Origin of the sequence: Peribacillus sp. NPDC097675 (assembly GCF_050277655.1) — a bacterium.
GTDB lineage: Bacteria > Bacillota > Bacilli > Bacillales > DSM-1321 > Peribacillus.
Map to the genome: position 1 here is coordinate 241,774 of NZ_JBNNSK010000002.1, position 18,962 is coordinate 260,735.

Below are 18,962 nucleotides of genomic sequence, written 5' to 3' on the forward strand. Positions count from 1 at the left end.
AATACCGGGCAAATGCCCGGTATTTTTTAATTCTATGATAGATGTGCTTCATCGTGATCATCTTTTGTTACCAACACATTACGTGGCTTGCTTCCTTCATAGGGACCGACGATACCCCTTGCTTCCATTTCATCGATTAACCTCGCGGCGCGGGTATATCCAATCCTGAAACGGCGCTGCAGCATCGAAACTGAAGCCGTCTGCATTTCGGTAATTAAGGATACAGCTTCCCCATATAAACTATCCTCGACTTCACCGCTTGAAGTCTCCGGTATTTCATCAGGTATCATTTCTTCATTATACTGAGCCTTCTGTTGTGAAATAACGTAATTGACTACTTCCTCAACTTCATGATCGGATAAGAAAGCTCCTTGAACTCGAATCGGTTTGGAAGATCCTACAGGTAAAAACAGCATGTCTCCACGGCCTAGCAGTTTTTCTGCGCCTCCCATATCCAATATCGTCCTTGAATCAGTCGATGATGATACACTAAAAGCAATTCTGGAGGGAATATTTGCCTTGATGACACCCGTAATTACATCTACAGACGGTCGCTGAGTGGCAATGATTAAGTGAATGCCTGCTGCCCTTGCCATCTGCGCAAGACGTGTGATGGCATCCTCCACATCATTTGAAGCCACCATCATCAAATCTGCCAGCTCATCGACAATGACCACAATATAGGGCAAGAGCGGCTGTTTGGAATCTTCCTCACTATTAAAACGGTTAACGTAATCATTGTAGCCTTCAATATTTCGCGTCCCCGTGTGCGAAAAGAGCTCATAGCGACGTTCCATTTCACTCACCACTTTTTGCAGGGCTTGGGCCGCTTTTTTAGGATTAGTCACGACTGGTGCAAGTAAATGGGGAATTCCATTATAGACATTGAGCTCTACCATTTTTGGGTCAATCATCATCATCTTCACTTCATGTGGTTTTGCCCGCATCAGGATACTTGTGATAATGCCGTTGATACAGACAGATTTACCACTGCCTGTTGCTCCTGCCACAAGTAAATGCGGCATTTTATTGAGTTCGGCTTTAACCGCTTCACCTGAAATATTCCGCCCTAGACCAATTTGCAGTTTAGCATCTGGTTTATCAACTTCTTTAGCATCCAATACTTCCCGAAGAGAAACCATGGCCACCTCAGAATTCGGCACTTCAATTCCTATTGCCGATTTCCCTGGAATGGGTGCTTCCATTCGGATATCTTTGGCTGCAAGTGCCAATGCTAAGTCATCGGAAAGACTCACTATTTTACTGACCTTTACACCTACATCTGGGTGCACTTCATATTTGGTCACAGCAGGCCCCAAATAAACCTGAGTGACTCTCGCTTTAACCCCAAAGCTCTGAAACGTTCGTTCAAGCTTTGCCGCATTTTCATGAATTAACTGATATTCTCCACTTTGATCCGTTTTCTTGGGTTGCAATAACAAAGATAGGGGTGGTAAGGTATACTCCTTATTTTCCACTTCAGTAAAATTGATGGGCGGTACGACTTCATCCTGTTCTTCATCCGCTTCAACTGGAGGAATCCTCTCAGTAGTAGCAGGCTGCTCTTCCATTTCATCACCATATGCTTTATCAGCAAAGCTTGAAATGATCCGCTCCGTCGCCATCTCTTGTGTCTCTTCTTCCTGCTGTACAGCAGGAATTTCTCCCACAGGTTCATTTTCACGTTTTTTCTTCTTCGCCGGATTTTTTTTCTTTTGTTTCTTATCGTCATTCCATGTTTTCATATCATCGGTAAAGGCCGACCACTGCTTTTTCGTAAAGCTTCCAAGGGTAACGATAAATTTTCCAAGTGTCTCGCCTAATGTCTTTCCTGTCAATAAGACGATTCCGATAATGATAAATACGAACGACACGATTTTTGATCCCGTTTCGTCAAATAAAAAATAAGAGGATGCAAATAAGACAGCGCCTATCATTCCTCCGCCAAGATCCTTGGTACTAGTCTTACCGGTCACTTCCATCCAAAATAGTTCCCACGTGTTCGATATGACACTGGGTTTTGTAAATGGACCACCTTCGGCCAATAAATTAAACAGGGTAACATGACTAAGCAGTAACATACTCGCTACAATAAAATACAAGCCAATTAATTGTCGCTTCAACAAATAAGGAATCTCTCGTTTAATCATCAAATAAAAGCCAGTTGCGATGGCCCCTAACAAAAAGAGGATATACCATTCTCCCATAAAGAAACGAACTAACAGGACTGTACCGCTCCCCACTGCACCTAATTTGGCAATGGCAATGACTGCCAGACTTATAATAGTTAGGCCAATCAATTCATATTTAAGCGATATCTTTAGTTTTTCAGTGCTTTTCTTCTTCCTTTTTTTCTTTTTCACCATAAAATCACCTGATTCTTCTTGAAACTTAATTGCCAATTCCTAGTTACGCCCAGACAAAACAAATGTTCGCTAAGCGATTATACCAAAAAAATAGGATGATGTCTTTTGATCATTTCTCCACTATGCGTATTCAAAATCCAACCAATGAATAAAGCAGCCAAAAGGGCTGCTGATTTTTTCATTAGTATATCATAATTTATCTCTCTTGGTCCTATTTTCTAGTTGCTCAGCGACTCAAAAACATTGACAACCTCACCAGGCTGTACATTGGCCTTCATGTAATCTTCAGGATTCGTACTTACAATCCGGTCAATACGAAACGAACTTCCACCCTCATGTTCTACCATGACATGGACCCCATTCACCTTCATTTCGATCATATGTGCGATTTTGTCATGATGGTGTGGGAAAATGATTTCATCAGGGACGATGGTATAAAGAGTCATTGCAGTAGCCCCTCTTCACCTTTATTAGTACTTCTTTCTTCCATGAATTCATTCAATTTCCTCATAGCCTGCCCTACTCCTCCAACACCATCAATCATGCCGACATCCACCGCTTCCACCCCAATTACATTCGTTCCGATGTCCCGTGTTAGGTTTCCTTTAGCGAACATTAAGTCTTTAAAGCTGTCTTCGGTAACATTGGAATGCCTTGTGACAAATTTAATTACCCTCTCCTGCATTTTATCTAAGTATTCAAAGGTTTGAGGTACCCCGATGACCATTCCTGTCAACCTGATTGGATGTATCGTCATGGTCGCTGTCTCGGCTATAAACGAATAATCGCAAGATACGGCAATTGGCACCCCAATGGAATGCCCTCCTCCTAATACTATGGAGACGGAGGGTTTAGATAGGGAAGCTAACATCTCGGCAATGGCTAGGCCCGCTTCCACGTCTCCTCCGACAGTATTTAGAATGACAAGCAACCCTTCAATATTAGGATTTTGTTCAATCGCTACTATTTGAGGAATCACATGCTCATACTTGGTCGTTTTATTTTGGGGAGGAAGTTGCATATGTCCTTCGATTTGACCAATAATTGTCAAACAATGAATTTTTGAGTCTTTTGAAAGTTGTGGGACATTTGTAGTTCCCAATTGCTGAATTTTCTCGATTAAGGTTGAATTTTTAGCTTCCTGACGGCCTTCATTTTCATTTGGTAATGGTGTATCCATTTATGGGCAACCCCTTTCTCTAAAGCCTATGCCTTTATTATGTCTCGAGTCTTAAACTTCATTCTTCAAGACAGGCGCACTTAAGAAAAGAAGGGAAGGATCCATACAGGGTACTTAAGTCGAATTCGAATGAATGACAAAAAAGGCAGACAGGTTGATTCAACAACATGTCTGCCTTTTTTATAAAATTTCCTTTTTTAGTATTCCATGATGATAGGTAAAATCATCGGGCGGCGCTTTGTTTTTTCATAGAAGAATTGATTTAAAGCATCACGCATTTCCTGTTTTAGCGTAGACCAATCGAAAGGCTGACGCGAACCGTTCTTCTTCACGATTTCACTGACAATACCCGTTGCTTCCGCCATCATCTTTTCGGATTCACGCACATATACGAATCCACGAGAGATGATTTCCGGACCTGCGGCAATGCTCTTATCTTGTCGATTCAATGTGACGACGACGATCAATATACCATCTTGTGATAATAAACGGCGATCACGGAGAACGATATTCCCCACATCTCCCACACCACTGCCATCAATTAAAATATTACCTGCAGTTACTTTTCCGGAAAGGGCAATCTTATCGCCATTCATTTCAATGACGTCACCTTTTTCAGCAATCACGATATTTTCCGGTTTAATCCCTGCAGAGATACCTACTTTTTGGTGAGAATATAGATGACGGTATTCCCCGTGTACAGGGATAAAGTATTTAGGGTTCATCAGGTTGATCATCATCTTCAATTCTTCCTGACTACCATGACCCGTCACATGTACTTTATATTTATTTGAAGAAACAACCTCAGCGCCTACCCGGTAAAGCAAGTCTACGGTCTTTGATAGAATAAGCTCTCCGCCCTGTAGAGGGGAGGCACTGATTAGGACCGTGTCGCCTTTTTTTATCGTAACTTGTTTATGGGTCTGCTTCGCCATTTTTTGAAGGGCTGCTATCGGTTCTCCTTGATGGCCGGTAGATAACACCACAATTTCACGATCTTCGTATTGATTGATCTCGCTAACTGGGATAATTAGGTCTTCCTCAACTTTTAAGTAACCCAGATTTAATGCTGCTTCGTATACCCGCTTCAAACTTTTTCCAACTACTGCCACTTTTCTTTTGTTTGCTGCAGCCGCATTGAAAACATGCTGAATTCTGTTTACATTAGAAGCAAAGCAGGCAACGATTATTCTTCCAGATGTGGAACGGAAGGCTTCGGTAATATCTCTGGCAACAACTGCTTCAGAAGGGGTATAACCTGGTCTCTCCGCCCCCGTGCTATCAGATAGGAGACACAGGACCCCCTCTTCTCCAATACTTGCCATCTTACCTATTTCCGGTTTATAAAGCTCTGTCGCCGCTTGATCAAACTTGAAATCGCCAGTATAGACGATAGCGCCTTCACGGGTATGAATGACGACTCCCACAGAATCAGGGATACTGTGGTTCGTACGGAAGAAGGAAACAGCAGCCTCCGGAAAACTCAAAAGAGAATCTGAATCAATCTCTGTAAAAATCGCCCTTCCATTAAAGCCATCTTCCTTTAGTTTGGTTTTAATTAACGCAAGTGTAAGCTTTGTACCATATACAGGAACAGGTAAATATTTCAGTACGTACGCCAGGGCACCCATATGATCTTCATGACCATGCGTAATGAAGATCCCTTGAATTCGTTCCTTATTGTCCATCAAATATGATATATCCGGTATAACAGCATCGATACCAAGCATTTCTTCTTCTGGCAACATCAAACCTGCATCTAAAAGATAAAGGTCCTCGTTTACCTCAACCACATACATATTTTTACCAAGTTCCCCTTGTCCCCCAAGAGAAATCACTTTAATTCCATTATTTTTATCTTTACCCAATCGAATATCCTCCTTAAGAAATAGCCGTTCATAATTTCCATTGATTTCATTATAACTCAAGTTCAAAAAACATGACAACACATACCATTTTTAGAAAGATTTTTCCCTTTGGCCTGCGTCTATGTATAGGAGCTAAACTCTCCAATATATCCCTTTTAAAACAAAAGACTATTAGAAGTATAAGCCCTTATCCTATAACTGGAAAGAAAATAATACGTAATTTTCAAACTAATGTATCTATATGTGAAAACAAGCCAATCATTAATCGATCAGCTTGTGTGGTAATGACTTATTTTTTTAATACTGAAATCAACATTAATCGTTCTTGCTCCGTCAGTGGTACGATAGGCAACCTGACTGAGCCTACATCTATGCCCTGCAACTGAAGAGCCGTTTTGACAGGGGCTGGGCTTGGAGCTGCAAATAAACCTTTAATGAGGGGTAGCAGTTCCTGATGAAGTCTCGCAGCTTCTGCTAAGTTCCCGCTGATAAAAGCTTCGATGATTTTCTGCATTTCATTGCCAGCTACATGGGAGGCAACTGACACGACACCTACTCCACCTATCGCTAATACAGGGAGGGTTAAAGCATCGTCCCCGCTATATAAAGCGAAATCCTCACCGGTTTCAGCAATGATTTGCGTCATAGCATTTAAATCGCCGCTCGCTTCTTTCACGGCTACGATGTTTGGGATTTCCGCAAGACGAATGATGGTCTCCGGTTCTATATTGACAGCAGCACGCCCAGGGATGTTATAAACCATCACCGGCAGTGTTGTACTCTCGGCAATCGCTTTAAAATGTTGGAAAAGTCCTTCCTGGTTCGTTTTACTATAATAGGGTGCCACAATCATGATAGCATCTGCACCGTTCTTTTCCGCTTTTTTAGTCAACTCGATGGAAGCATATGTGTTATTGCTTCCTGTTCCCATGATGATGGGCACTCGTTTTTCTACGACCTTTGTAACATGACGAAGAAGCGCTATCTTCTCTTCCGAAGATAATGTAGGAGATTCCCCTGTTGTTCCTGCAAGTACAAGGGAATCCGTTCCATTGGATAATAAGTAATTGACTAATTTAGTCGTTTTTTGAAAATCAACGTTCCCCTTACTATCGAAAGGAGTGACCATTGCGGTTGATACTCTACCAAATATCATGTTTTTACACCTCTTTAATTTATAAAACCTCAATATAAAAACGGTTATTCTAATTCTATTTCATGTAAATGGAATGCATCATGAAGCGAATTAACCGCCTCAATTAAATCTTCTTCCTTCACCAATACCCAAATTGTCGTATGACTATCCGCAGATTGAAGAATCGATATTTCTTTTTCCGAAAGTGCTGTAACTATCTTCGATGCCACACCAGGCACTCCATTGATGCCTGCTCCAACGACAGATACTTTAGCACAATTCTGTTCAACAAGGGGGTCATGCCCCATTTCAGCGAGAATAGAAAGGGCAAGTTCCGTCATCTCTTCCGTGACCGTATAGACGACACCATTCGGTGAAATATTAATAAAGTCGACGGAAATAGACGCATTGGCCATCGCTTTAAACACTTCAGCCTGTAAATTATATTGTCCTTTTTTTGCATTCACCTTAATTTGAGTAATTTTCGAGACATGAGCAATTCCAGTGACAAGTCTTTCCCTAATATCACTGCCTTGGCTTCCCTTGTTGACGCTTGTAACTAGGGTCCCTAATCCTTCACTGTATGTGGAACGGATTCGGATCGGCACTTTGGCCTGCATCGCAATTTCGACTGCACGGGGATGAATGACTTTTGCACCTTGATATGCCATATTACATACCTCGGTATAGGAAACGATGGATAATGGGCGTGCATGCTCGGCAATCCGCGGATCAGCAGTCATGATTCCTTCCACATCCGTGAAAATATCAACACGATCAGCTTGTAAAGCGGCTCCCAATGCAGCAGCAGAAGTGTCGCTCCCACCTCGTCCAATCGTTGTGATGTCCCCATTTTTGGCGGCTCCTTGGAAGCCTGCAACAACAACGACATCCTTCATTTCAAGTTCCTTCAATAGACGATCACATTTCATTTCAACGATTCTTGCACTGGAGAAATCATAATTCGTCTGGAATCCTGCTTGGGCTCCTGTGTAAGCAGTAGCCTCTATTCCATGTTCCAATAACATATTCGTAAATACGACAGAAGATATTGTTTCACCTACTGACATAAGTAAATCCTGTTCCCGTTTAGAAAGAAAGGCATTTGATCCATTTACTAGTGAAAGTAATGTATCTGTAGCATATGGATCACCTTTTCTTCCCATGGCAGAAACAACGACCACCACTTTGTAGCCTTCCTTTAGAGCCCTCTCAATATGGCCCTTGGCATGGGCCCGGCTATCTTCGTCCCGGACTGATGTCCCACCGAATTTCTGGACGACTATTTTCAATATTCTCACCCCAAATATAAGCCAGCCTCCCAATAAGGAAGCTGACATAAACTCTTTATCATGTTGGAACGTTCTTAGCTGCTTGAGATTTAATTATCCGTTCTTACTTAACACTCACTAAGTCTAGTTTTAAAAGGCTTTCAGCAATTTGAACAGAATTCCATGCTGCCCCTTTTAATAGATTATCGGAAACGATCCATAAATGGAAGCCTTTATCTTCGTCTAAATCTTTACGGATCCGGCCTACGAAAACATCATTCTTTCCGACAGAAGATGCAGGGGTTGGATAAACCTGTTGTTCTGGCTCATCCTCTAATACGACTCCTGGTGCCTTTTTCATCAAATTCTTGATTTCAGTCGCGGAAACGCCATTTTTTTCAACTTCAATGTAAACAGATTCCGAATGCCCTGTTACAACGGGAAGCCTAACACAAGTTGCAGCTACAGGCAGCTTTTCCATATGCATGATTTTCTTTGTTTCATTGATCATTTTCATTTCTTCAAACGTGAACCCATTGTCTTGGAACTTATCGATTTGAGGAATGACATTGAAAGCAATTTGATAATGCTTGGCATCCCCTTTTACCGGTAATATTTTTGGTTCGATTTCTTTCTCATCCAGCAAATCACGAGCCTGTTCCTTCAGTTCGTTTATCGCTGCAACCCCTGCTCCAGATACCGCTTGATATGTGGAAACGACCACTTTCGATAAACCAAACTCCTGGCGAATCGGTTCTAACGCTACAACCATCTGTATCGTTGAACAATTCGGATTGGCAATGATTCCATTATGATTTTTAAGATCCTCTTCATTCACTTCCGGTACGACAAGCGGAACATTTTCATCCATGCGGAATGCGCTTGTATTATCTACTACTATCGCTCCTCTTTTTACTGCTTCTGGAGCCAATTCCTTAGAAACACTTCCACCCGCACTGAATAAAGCGATATCTATGCCTTCAAAGCTTTCAGGTTTTGCTTCTTGAACTTCGATTTCTTCGCCCTTAAATGACAGTTTAGTCCCTGCGGAACGAGCTGATGATAAAAAGATGATTTTTTTAATCGGAAGATCCCGTTCTTCGAGCGTTGAAATCATTTGTTGTCCTACCGCTCCAGTCGCTCCTACTACAGCAATATGCAATCCCTGTGTCCCGGTCATTTGTACATGCTCCTTTTCTATCTCTAGTTAATTAATATTTGTCTGGTATACTTCTACTTGCTCAGAATATCATATATTTTATCACATTAACATTCGAAAGAATGCACTTCAACAAAATATTCTGGCAGTATAGATTGATTTTAACGAATAACAGAGTGTACATGGTTGTAAAGCCTGAACAAATTACCGGGAAGCGGAAGGCTATGGGGCAATCAGGTTAATTCATCTTTGAACCGTTCAATAATGACTGGCTGGATTTGTTCTCCATCAATGGCCGCCACTATGGTATCCCGGATCAAACTCATTCTGGCTACCATCGAACTCGGTTTGCCTTCTGGATTATCTTGACCGTATGGAACAAAATAGATATCCTTTGCGGCCATCAACCTCATTAAATTAATGCCATTCAAACCAAGGGCATCGTTTGTTGAAATTGCAACCACAACCGGACGGTGATTCCTCATCGTCGCTTTTGCAGCCATAAGTACAGGCGAATCTGTGAGGGCGTTTGCCATCTTACTCATCGAATTTCCGGTCATTGGCGCAATGACCATACAGTCAAGCGGCAATTTGGGTCCTAATGGCTCTGCTTTGACGATTGTATCAACGGCTTGATTTCCAGTCAATTGTTCGATTCGTGCAACCCAGTCCTCCCCATTTCCAAAACGCGTTTCCGTATTTTGAACAGTAGATGTCACAACCGGAATCACTTCTGCTCCTTCATTTATTAGCTTTTCTATTTCTGGAAACACACTATCGTATGTGCAATGCGACCCTGTCAATCCAAAACCAATCCGTTTACCTTTCAAACTCATATTTTTTTCCCCTTTCTTTTGATGAACTCGCCTTGAATCAAAACTCCAAGCGCATTCGCTAATATTTGACCGGCAGTTTTTGGGGCTACTATCCCCGGCAAGCTTGGTGCCAACAATGCCTTTATGCCCCTTTTTTCTGCATAACGAAAATCCGTCCCCCCTGGTTTTGAAGCAAGGTCAATAATCAATGTATGAACAGGCATACTTGCAAGGACGTCTGCTGTTATAATTGGAAAAGGGATGGTATTAACACATATATCAACGTTTTTCATTTCGGATGAAAGATCATTCAAATGGAAAGGGGTGATTGCCATTTCAGTAATTCTGGCAATATCTTCACTTTTTCTGGCCCCTACCTTTACCTTGGCACCAAGTGCTTGGAATGAACGCGCTACACTCATCCCAACTCTTCCAAGGCCTAGAACGGCAACATTCGAACCATGGATGGTAAAATCCGTATGCTGTATGGCCATCATGATTGCGCCTTCAACAGTGGGGATCGAATTGTATATCGCTACATCATCTCGTTCAAATAAAAGAACAAGTTTACGATTCGCTTCTTTAAACAGTCGATCTAGATAATCATTACTGATCCCTGAATAAAATACACAATCAGCTGGGGTGTCTTTAATCATGGCTTCGGTCAAGAAGACATCTTCACTGGAAAAGATGGTTTCCACTTTTCCCGTTGAATCAGTCCCTCTGACTGGCAATATAACTGCATCTAGTTCCGTAAAATTTATATCTTCTAATTTCTCCTTAACCGCACCTGTAAACGCATGGTCAAGCTGTTCAAACCCTACTAAAAACAGCTTCGCATCCAGCTCAGTCAGTTTACGAACAACTTCCAGCTGACGTGCATCCCCACCAATTACAGCGATTTGCATGTCTGTGAGCATTAAATCGTCACCTTCTTTATAAAAATCCAAACCACGCCTCGCCGATGATTCACTTGAAAGCGATTCGTTATCCGATATTCATTCAGCTCACTCCATCTTATGTGTTGAAAATAAGAACGGTGACTTAGAAAATAAAAAACGCCTAGAGCTTTCCCTGCTCAGGCGTTCATTAGGTTTATTACATTAATATCATTATCCGTCCATCTGTTCTCCATCTTTAATCGCTTCTACTTCAAGTTCTTCCCTAAAGTCGATGATAAGCATATCCGTTCCCACTTTTTTAATATGATTCCACGGGACCCGGACTTCACTTCCATTTCTAAAGAGTCCAAACCATTTCACTGAAGGGATAATCAAAGTGGTAATTTGTCCCGTTTCGTCAAACTCCAAATCCGTCTGTCCGAGTACCCCTAATCGTTCTGCCCTGTTTACATCGACAATCTCTTTTCCACTTAATTCACTCAACCTCAAATCCTACTCCCCCTTTTTTCTCCTTAATCCCATCTATATCCGAAATCAAGAGAACTTAGAAGGCCATATTAAAAATAGTCGTCCTTTCCTTTCTACAAAAAAACCTGCTCTCCCATTGGTAAACAGAAGAACAGGTCAGTGATATTTATTTATCCCATTTTTCTAAAGGGCTTACTAAGGACAATGAATGTTCAGTAAAGATTTGGTTTGCTAATTCATTAACACTATCTTCCGTCACTTCATCAATTTTTACGATAATATCATCAAGTGAACGATGTTCACCTAACATTAACTCATTTTTACCATTACGGCTCATGCGGCTGTTTGTGCTTTCAAGGCTCAACATTAAGCTACCTTTCAGTTGTTCCTTACTATTCCGCAATTCTTTTTCTGTAATACCGTCCCTTTTCAGCGTATCCAGTGTCTCCTGAATCGTTTCATACAAACTGTCAAGCTGGCTTGTACCCGTCCCACCATAAACCGTTACTAAACCGGTGTCCTGGTAGCTTGAATGATAGGAATATACGGAATATGCCAACCCACGTTGTTCCCGGACCTCTTGGAAGAGACGGCTGCTCATGCTGCCTCCAAGGATATTATTCAATGTGACTAAGCTGTAAGTTTTGTCATTTCCGATTTCCAGTCCTTTGAAACCAAGACATAGATGGGCTTGTTCAGTCTCTTTTTTACGTGTGATTCTATTTTCGTGGAATGCAGGCTTCACCAATTCCAGACGGTCTTCTCCACCTTGATATGAACCAAAGTAACTTTCCACTTCCTGAATCAACTTCTCGTCCACATTCCCTGCAATGGAGATGACGACTTTATCAGGCGTGTACATATCATGAACATATTTCTTTAGTGTTTCACTATTGAATGTTTCCAACGTAGTTTCCGTACCAAGGATTGGATAGCCAAGAGGATGGTTCTCATAAACCGCCTTGCTTAAAAGGTCATGTACAATATCATCCGGTGTATCCTCATACATTTTGATTTCTTCATAGACGACATTCTTCTCTTTTTTCAATTCTTCTTCATCGAACGTGGAGTTGAAGAACATATCAGAAAGGATTTCAAGTGCATAGCTCGCATGGTTATCCATTACTTTTGCATAATAACATGTATATTCTTTTGATGTGAATGCATTTACTTGTCCGCCAATGCTATCGAATGACTCGGCAATTTCTCGCGCATTCCTCGTAGTCGTCCCTTTGAAAAACATGTGCTCCAGAAAATGGGAAACACCATTCAGTTCCGGTGTTTCATTCCGGGAACCAGTCTTAATCCATACCCCAATTGCTGCGGAACGTACTGTTGGAATATTCTCCAATACTATTCTTACTCCATTTTGACACGTATATTTCTTAATCAACTAACATTCCTCCCAATCATCTATGCTGCTATCGTAACCAATGCGTTACGGATTCAAACGTTCTTCACTAACTGCTTCTGAAACTTTAACAACTTCTAAGTCTTTCTTTTCTATGTTAATAATTAACGTCTCCAAGGATTTGGCTGTAGACTCTGTCGGATGCATTAAAATAAAGGCTCCTGGGTGAACCTTAGAAAGAACCCTTTGTTGAAGGACCTCAGGACTTGGTTTTTGCCAGTCAATCGTATCTACACTCCACATCACAGTGCCCATCCCTAAAGAATTAGCTATGGTGACCGTCTCATCTCGGTAGCTTCCGCTTGGTGGAGCGAACCACTTCATCTTCACGCCCGTCACGGCCTCCACTACTTCATTCGTCTTGTTGATTTCCTCACGTGTAGCCTGTGCAGAGATATTTTGCATGTTAGGATGTGTATAGGAATGATTTCCGATTTCATGACCGCCATCCACAATCATTTTTGCAAATTCAGGATTGTTTTTAGTCCATCTGCCTTCAAGAAAAAATGTTGCCTTGACGTTATGTTTTTTTAATACAGCCAACATATCTTGTAAGTATTCATTCCCCCAAGCTACATTGATTAAAAATGACACAACCTGCTTTTCGGGATGGGCCCGGTAAATGGGCGCAGGCTCAAGATCCTTTAAGTGGACCTTTGGGGGAACTTGATCAAATACAAGCTTATCCTTATCGAATTGGTCCTCCTTCTTCATTGCTTTATACGAATCCTGGATATTCACCTTCAGGCCATTGTATCCAGGAACGGTCTTCCAAACCGAATCTATTCGGGCATCCTGTGGTGCAATCTCATATTTTTTGGCTGATTCTTTTATTTGAATAAGAAGTTCATCTTCCTGCTTCATGGTAGCCACTGAACGATCTGTTAATTGGGTCAAATAAATTTGTGTATATGGATTTTGCACTAATAACCATGATATACCTGCTATGGCACTTATCGCAACTATCTGCTTCCATTTATTATTCATTTTTTACGCCCCCTTCATACAGAAATGTATGAAGAAAATGGACAAGGTAGAACATGACAACTTTTAATTGCTAAAAACCCTTATTCATAGGGCGAACTTTTAAAACAAAAAAAGCATGCAGGTCCACGAAGGAACCGCATGCCGATTATTCTTTTTTTCTTATGATTGAGAAGGATTAGCTGCCTCTTTTTGTTCTTTAAGTACAGCTTTACGAGAAAGGTTAACCCTACCTTGTTTGTCAATCTCAGTAACCTTAACTAATAATTCATCGCCAAGTGAAACGACATCTTCCACTTTGCCGACTCTTTCTTCAGCCAATTCAGAAATATGGACTAAACCATCTTTACCATTGAAAATCTCTACGAAGCAACCGAATTTTTCTATGCGTTTAACTTTACCTAAGTATAGTTCGCCCACTACGACTTCCCGTACGATATCTTCAATGATTTTTTTAGCTTTTTCGATCATTGGCTCGTCCGTAGAAGATATGAATACCGTACCATCTTGTTCGATATCGATTTTCACGCCGGTCTCTTCAATGATTTTATTGATATGTTTACCACTCGGTCCAATAACATCACGGATTTTATCCGGATTGATAGTCATTGTAACGATTTTTGGAGCATATTTAGACAACTTCTCACGCGGTTGATTGATTGTTGCAATCATCGATTCCAAGATATGCATCCGGCCTTTTTTAGCTTGAAGCAATGCTTCTTCTAGTATTTCTCTTGAAAGACCATCAATTTTGATATCCATTTGAAGGGCAGTAACACCTTTAGACGTTCCAGCCACTTTAAAGTCCATATCGCCTAGGTGATCTTCCATACCTTGAATATCCGTTAAGATTGTATAATGCTCTCCTGTTTTTACAAGACCCATTGCGATACCTGCTACTGGAGCTTTCAAAGGAACACCTGCATCCATCATAGCTAGCGTACTAGCACAGATACTTGCTTGTGAAGTTGATCCATTTGATTCAAGTACTTCAGATACAAGTCTGATTGTATAAGGGAAGTCTTTATCATTTGGAATAACTGGTTCCAATGCTCTTTCACCAAGTGCACCGTGACCGATTTCACGACGTCCAGCTCCGCGGATCGGACCTGTTTCCCCAACACTGAAATGCGGGAAATTATAATGATGCATAAATCGTTTAGACTCTTCGGTTCCGAGCCCGTCCAAAATCTGTACATCTCCTAGTGCACCCAATGTACAAATGGATAATGCTTGAGTTTGTCCACGTGTGAACAATCCAGAGCCATGAGTACGTGGCAAGATCGTTACTTCAGATGATAATGGTCTGATCTCATCTGGATTACGGCCATCCGGACGAACTTTTTCTTCCGTGATTAAACGGCGAACTTCGGATTTAACCAATTTATTTAAAATTTCTTTAATTTGTTTTAGTTTTTCTTCATCAGTTTCTTCTTCATACTTAGCCAACACACCATCTTTAACTTCTTTGATAGCGGCTTCGCGTGCATGTTTTTCCTGAACTTGTACGGCTTTGTTAAGGTCTGCTTCACATAGGCCTTTCACTTCTGCTTCAAGTTCTGCATCGACTTTATACAACGTGATTTGTAATTTTTCCTTACCAATTTCAGCTACGATTTTTTCTTGGAATGCAATAACCTTCTTGATTTCATCATGACCAAACATGATTGCTTCAAGCATTGTTTCTTCAGGTACTTCATTCGCTCCAGCTTCAACCATGTTGATTGCATCTTTCGTTCCGGCAACCGTTAAGTTGATGTCACTTTTCGCCAGTTGGTCAACAGTAGGGTTAATGATGAATTCATTATTGATTCTTCCCACTACTACACCCGCGATTGGTCCTTCAAAAGGAATATCGGAAACGGAAAGTGCAAGAGATGAACCTAGCATAGCTGCCATTTCTGTAGAACAATCTTGATCAACACTCATAACCATGCTGATAATTTGGACGTCGTTCCTGAAACCATCCGCAAATAGTGGGCGGATTGGGCGGTCAATTAGACGGCTTGCCAAGATTGCACGTTCACTTGGTCTGCCTTCACGTTTAATGAAGCCTCCTGGAATTTTACCGACTGCATAAAGTCTTTCCTCGTAATTGACTGTCAACGGGAAGAAGTCGACATTTCTAGGTTCTTTAGAAGCGGTTGCTGTACTTAAGACAGCTGTTTCACCATAACGGACTAAAACGGCTCCGTTCGCTTGTTTGGCCAACTGACCGATTTCTACCGTTACATTACGGCCGGCCCAGTCAAATGAATACGTATGTTTTTCCTGTCCCATTTATTAAACCCCTCTCTGAATCTTCGCTTTTAGAGGCTTAGTTTACCTAAACCCGTATTAATTTAAATCATTTATGTGAAAGTAATTGAACTCAAGTTAAAACCAAACTATCACTATTATGCACGAAAAAAACATGTGTTAACAGTAATATGAATAAAAATTTATTCATTCAATTATGTATATATCTTAATCATTTATGAGTAGAAAAAAACCCGGCGGTTGCCGAGTCCAAAGGACGATGGCTTAGCCTAAAAACAGAAAGCGTCCAAATCATTTGAATAACATCAAAAAAGCGGGAAATTTCCCGCTTTTTTTGAAAAAATTATCTACGTAGACCTAATGTGTTGATAAGTGTACGGTAACGCGTAACGTCTTTATTACGTAGGTAAGTTAAAAGATTACGACGTTTACCTACCATTTTAAGAAGACCGCGACGTGAATGGTGATCTTTTTTGTGTGTGCGTAAGTGACCGTTCAAGTTGTTGATTTCTTCTGTTAATACTGCGATTTGAACTTCTGGAGATCCAGTGTCAGTGTCGTGAGTTCTGAACTCAGCGATAAGTTCGTTTTTGCGTTCTTGTGTAATAGCCATGTTATTATTCCTCCTAAAATTCTGTAAAATCACCTATTACCGAGCCAGCGTCGGAGTCTCGACTAGCCAAGCAATGGTTATTTTCATACATACAATAGAATACATGCTTTCCGTTAAAAAAGCAAGTATTCTATTGTATTCTTTAGCTTTCTTACTTTTTTCTCGCGTTCATTTCTAAAAAATAGGCTTGCGCATTTTGTTTGTCCATTTCAATCTGGTTGACCAATTCTTCAAGCCCAGAAAATTTCTGCTCGCTTCTTAACCTAATATGCCACTCCACGGAGACCTGTTGTCCGTAAATATCCCCTGTAAAACCTAAAGCATGGACTTCGACGGTGGGATATTGGGGTTTTTCTTCATGGAACGTCGGTTTAAAACCAACATTGCACACACCATCATACCAGAAGCCATTTATTTTAATCCTGACTGCATATACACCTGGAGCGGGGAATATGTAATCATCACTCACTTCAATATTGGCAGTCGGGAACCCTAATTTTCTCCCCCGCTTTTCACCATGGACCACATGTCCCTTCGTTGAATAGCGTCGGCCGGCCAAATGATAGAAATCAAAAAAGTCACCTTTGCGGAGTGTCTCCCTGATTCTTGTAGAACTCACCTTACCGTCCTCAAATGTCTGCTTTGCAACGATAGTTTGGCTAAATCGTCCTTGGGCGTATGCAGGCAGTTCTTCCATGGTGCCTTTACCGTATCGACCATATGAATAGTCAAAACCAGCAACAACATGGCGGACATTAAGACCCACTATATAGTCGTTGACGAACTCCTCAGGTAGCATTGAAGCAAATTCCTTACTGAAGTGTACGACAAATAAATAATCGAGCTCCATCTTTTCTATAATCTTTATCTTATCTTCAAGTGGCGTGATATAACGGATACTTCCCGTTTTCTTCCCTAATACTACGGAAGGATGCGGATCAAATGTCATGACAGCTGACAGAAGATTCATTTCATGGGCTTTTTGCTTGGCGGTTTGGATGACAGTTTGATGCCCTTTATGAATGCCATCAAAAAACCCAAGGGCCATGACGAGCTCCGGGAAGTCATCCGGTTTAAATTGATGAGGATGCTCTAATGCAATCACTTTCACCTTTCAATCTCCTCTTTCCGACGGCAAAAACGGTCTATGATTCTTGTGCTAAAACTTTTACAGGTTTAATTAACCCATCTTTTGTCGGATGTATCTGATATATGGCAATGGCCTTATCAGCGGGATCTACCATTACAAATGGCTGCCCCTTTTCAAAAACTACATCCTCCGTTTGGTCCAATACAGCACCGTTAAGTACTTTCTTTGCTACTTTATCACTAATCTGAAATTTCGGCAAATGTAATAATCCCCGTTCTAAGGGCAATAGAAATTCCTCTGTTTGCTCCGATTCCATGAATGCTTCCACTTCAGCGAATGTCAAACAATCTTCCAGCGAAAACCCGGCGGCTTCAATCCGAGTCAAGTCAGACATATGGGCAGGATAGCCCAATCTTTCCCCCATCATCACAGCCAGTGTACGAATATAGGTCCCTTTACTGCAATGGACACGAAAACGGAAAGAAATGTTTTCGCCTGTAAATTCTAAACGGTCATCGAGCAAAGTAATATCATAAATAGTGATTTCCCTTGTTGGGCGCTCCACTTCAATTCCAGCACGCGCATATTCATATAGTTTTTTACCATTTACCTTGACAGCTGAGAACATTGGGGGAGTTTGTTCAATCGTTCCCGTTAGAGATTTCAATACCTCAAGGATTTTGTCACGCTGAATTGGTTCAGTAACCTTTTGCTCTGCTACCTTTTCACCACTTGCGTCTTCGGTAGACGTTGAGAAACCAAGGGTCACTTCCCCCTCATATGCCTTCCCTGCCTCTGTTAAGTATTCAGCAATCTTCGTTGCTCTACCGATACAAATTGGTAAAACACCAGTGACTTCAGGATCCAAAGTACCCGTATGTCCAACCTTTTTGGTTTTTAAAATCTTCCTTAATTTAAAGACGCAATCATGGGATGTCATTCCTTTTGGTTTCCATAATGGAAGTATTCCGTCCATACCTTCACCTCATTATTCTCATTTCAAAAAAAAGAGGCCGACAACAAGAAGTGCAAAGCACTTATTGAGTCAGCCTCCATTTACTGCTTGCCTATTCTTCGTCTTTCACGGAAGGTTTTTCCTCTTTTTTGATTTGAGAAATTAATGATTCGATACGGTTACCGTAATCGACAGATTCATCAAATTCAAAAAACAACTCTGGAGTTTTACGCAAACGAATTCGTTGTCCAATCTCTGAACGCATGAATCCTTTTGCCTTTTCAAGACCCTGCAATGTTTTTTCCCGTTGTTCCTGGTCTCCCAAGACGGAAATATAAACGGTTGCTTGTTGTAAATCTCCTGTCACATCAACATCCGTTACTGTGACAAATCCAATTCTTGGATCTTTGATCTTACGGCCGATAATCTCACTCAGCTCTTTTTTCATTTGTTCGCCCACACGATTTGCTCGAAGGCTCATAATAT

The 18,962-nt window shown here is 41.2% G+C and carries 17 protein-coding genes; all 17 read right to left on the reverse strand.

The features are described from left to right. Window positions 1-32: 32 nt before the first annotated feature. Window positions 33-2,366 carry a DNA translocase FtsK gene (locus ACQKL5_RS04420; protein WP_427606989.1) on the reverse strand — a complete coding sequence of 778 codons (2,334 nt, stop codon included), beginning with the start codon at window positions 2,364-2,366 and terminating at the stop codon, window positions 33-35. 218 nt (window positions 2,367-2,584) lie between these two features. Then, the gene (locus ACQKL5_RS04425) at window positions 2,585-2,812 is read right to left on the reverse strand and encodes a YlzJ-like family protein (RefSeq protein ID WP_427606807.1); all 228 of its coding nucleotides are present in this window, start codon (window positions 2,810-2,812) and stop codon (window positions 2,585-2,587) included. Next, a complete protein-coding gene (locus ACQKL5_RS04430; RefSeq protein ID WP_427606808.1) occupies window positions 2,809-3,546 on the reverse strand; it encodes a ClpP family protease in 738 nt (245 codons plus the stop codon). The genes ACQKL5_RS04425 and ACQKL5_RS04430 overlap by 4 nt, the downstream gene beginning before the upstream one ends. Window positions 3,547-3,743: 197 nt before the next feature. Continuing rightward, window positions 3,744-5,414, reverse strand: coding sequence for a ribonuclease J (locus ACQKL5_RS04435; RefSeq protein ID WP_427606809.1), 1,671 nt, complete (start codon window positions 5,412-5,414; stop codon window positions 3,744-3,746). A 289-nt stretch (window positions 5,415-5,703) separates the two neighbouring features. Beyond that, window positions 5,704-6,570 carry a 4-hydroxy-tetrahydrodipicolinate synthase gene (dapA, locus tag ACQKL5_RS04440; RefSeq protein ID WP_427606810.1) on the reverse strand — a complete coding sequence of 289 codons (867 nt, stop codon included), beginning with the start codon at window positions 6,568-6,570 and terminating at the stop codon, window positions 5,704-5,706. A 44-nt stretch (window positions 6,571-6,614) separates the two neighbouring features. Continuing rightward, window positions 6,615-7,841 (reverse strand): aspartate kinase, encoded by a 1,227-nt coding sequence (dapG, locus tag ACQKL5_RS04445; protein WP_427606811.1) that lies wholly within the window; start codon window positions 7,839-7,841, stop codon window positions 6,615-6,617. Window positions 7,842-7,944: 103 nt separating this feature from the next. Then, window positions 7,945-9,000: an aspartate-semialdehyde dehydrogenase gene (asd, locus tag ACQKL5_RS04450; protein ID WP_427606812.1), complete on the reverse strand. Its 1,056-nt coding sequence runs from the start codon at window positions 8,998-9,000 to the stop codon at window positions 7,945-7,947. Between the two features lie 212 nt (window positions 9,001-9,212). After that, window positions 9,213-9,815, reverse strand: coding sequence for a dipicolinate synthase subunit B (locus tag ACQKL5_RS04455; protein ID WP_427606813.1), 603 nt, complete (start codon window positions 9,813-9,815; stop codon window positions 9,213-9,215). Beyond that, window positions 9,812-10,714 (reverse strand): dipicolinic acid synthetase subunit A, encoded by a 903-nt coding sequence (gene dpaA / locus ACQKL5_RS04460; protein ID WP_427606990.1) that lies wholly within the window; start codon window positions 10,712-10,714, stop codon window positions 9,812-9,814. Before dpaA ends, ACQKL5_RS04455 begins: the two co-directional genes overlap by 4 nt. Before the next feature lie 192 nt (window positions 10,715-10,906). After that, window positions 10,907-11,185 carry a YlmC/YmxH family sporulation protein gene (locus ACQKL5_RS04465; protein WP_427606814.1) on the reverse strand — a complete coding sequence of 93 codons (279 nt, stop codon included), beginning with the start codon at window positions 11,183-11,185 and terminating at the stop codon, window positions 10,907-10,909. A 145-nt stretch (window positions 11,186-11,330) separates the two neighbouring features. Next, entirely contained in the window at window positions 11,331-12,557 is a 1,227-nt protein-coding gene (locus ACQKL5_RS04470) for a M16 family metallopeptidase (protein ID WP_427606815.1), read from the reverse strand. A 45-nt stretch (window positions 12,558-12,602) separates the two neighbouring features. Next, the gene (locus ACQKL5_RS04475) at window positions 12,603-13,562 is read right to left on the reverse strand and encodes a polysaccharide deacetylase family protein (RefSeq protein ID WP_427606816.1); all 960 of its coding nucleotides are present in this window, start codon (window positions 13,560-13,562) and stop codon (window positions 12,603-12,605) included. 159 nt (window positions 13,563-13,721) lie between these two features. Next, window positions 13,722-15,839, reverse strand: coding sequence for a polyribonucleotide nucleotidyltransferase (gene pnp / locus ACQKL5_RS04480; RefSeq protein WP_427606817.1), 2,118 nt, complete (start codon window positions 15,837-15,839; stop codon window positions 13,722-13,724). A gap of 322 nt (window positions 15,840-16,161) precedes the next feature. Then, window positions 16,162-16,431 carry a 30S ribosomal protein S15 gene (rpsO, locus tag ACQKL5_RS04485; protein WP_402868411.1) on the reverse strand — a complete coding sequence of 90 codons (270 nt, stop codon included), beginning with the start codon at window positions 16,429-16,431 and terminating at the stop codon, window positions 16,162-16,164. 151 nt (window positions 16,432-16,582) lie between these two features. Further along, window positions 16,583-17,542: a bifunctional riboflavin kinase/FAD synthetase gene (gene ribF / locus ACQKL5_RS04490; protein WP_427606818.1), complete on the reverse strand. Its 960-nt coding sequence runs from the start codon at window positions 17,540-17,542 to the stop codon at window positions 16,583-16,585. Window positions 17,543-17,576: 34 nt separating this feature from the next. Beyond that, window positions 17,577-18,497, reverse strand: coding sequence for a tRNA pseudouridine(55) synthase TruB (truB, locus tag ACQKL5_RS04495; protein ID WP_427606819.1), 921 nt, complete (start codon window positions 18,495-18,497; stop codon window positions 17,577-17,579). A 91-nt stretch (window positions 18,498-18,588) separates the two neighbouring features. Further along, on the reverse strand, window positions 18,589-18,957 hold the full coding sequence (gene rbfA / locus ACQKL5_RS04500; RefSeq protein ID WP_427606820.1) for a 30S ribosome-binding factor RbfA: 369 nt from the start codon (window positions 18,955-18,957) through the stop codon (window positions 18,589-18,591). Window positions 18,958-18,962 lie beyond the last annotated feature (5 nt).

Bases quoted from the DNA above. Each gene is read 5' to 3' on its own strand.
- ACQKL5_RS04420 (WP_427606989.1), bottom strand. From the start codon at position 2,366: ATGGTGAAAAAGAAAAAAAGGAAGAAGAAAAGCACTGAAAAACTAAAG.
- ACQKL5_RS04425 (WP_427606807.1), bottom strand. From the start codon at position 2,812: ATGACTCTTTATACCATCGTCCCTGATGAAATCATTTTCCCACACCAT.
- ACQKL5_RS04430 (WP_427606808.1), bottom strand. From the start codon at position 3,546: ATGGATACACCATTACCAAATGAAAATGAAGGCCGTCAGGAAGCTAAA.
- dapA (WP_427606810.1), bottom strand. From the start codon at position 6,570: ATGATATTTGGTAGAGTATCAACCGCAATGGTCACTCCTTTCGATAGT.
- asd (WP_427606812.1), bottom strand. From the start codon at position 9,000: ATGACCGGGACACAGGGATTGCATATTGCTGTAGTAGGAGCGACTGGA.
- ACQKL5_RS04455 (WP_427606813.1), bottom strand. From the start codon at position 9,815: ATGAGTTTGAAAGGTAAACGGATTGGTTTTGGATTGACAGGGTCGCAT.
- dpaA (WP_427606990.1), bottom strand. From the start codon at position 10,714: ATGCTCACAGACATGCAAATCGCTGTAATTGGTGGGGATGCACGTCAG.
- ACQKL5_RS04475 (WP_427606816.1), bottom strand. From the start codon at position 13,562: ATGAATAATAAATGGAAGCAGATAGTTGCGATAAGTGCCATAGCAGGT.
- pnp (WP_427606817.1), bottom strand. From the start codon at position 15,839: ATGGGACAGGAAAAACATACGTATTCATTTGACTGGGCCGGCCGTAAT.
- rpsO (WP_402868411.1), bottom strand. From the start codon at position 16,431: ATGGCTATTACACAAGAACGCAAAAACGAACTTATCGCTGAGTTCAGA.
- truB (WP_427606819.1), bottom strand. From the start codon at position 18,497: ATGGACGGAATACTTCCATTATGGAAACCAAAAGGAATGACATCCCAT.
- rbfA (WP_427606820.1), bottom strand. From the start codon at position 18,957: ATGAGCCTTCGAGCAAATCGTGTGGGCGAACAAATGAAAAAAGAGCTG.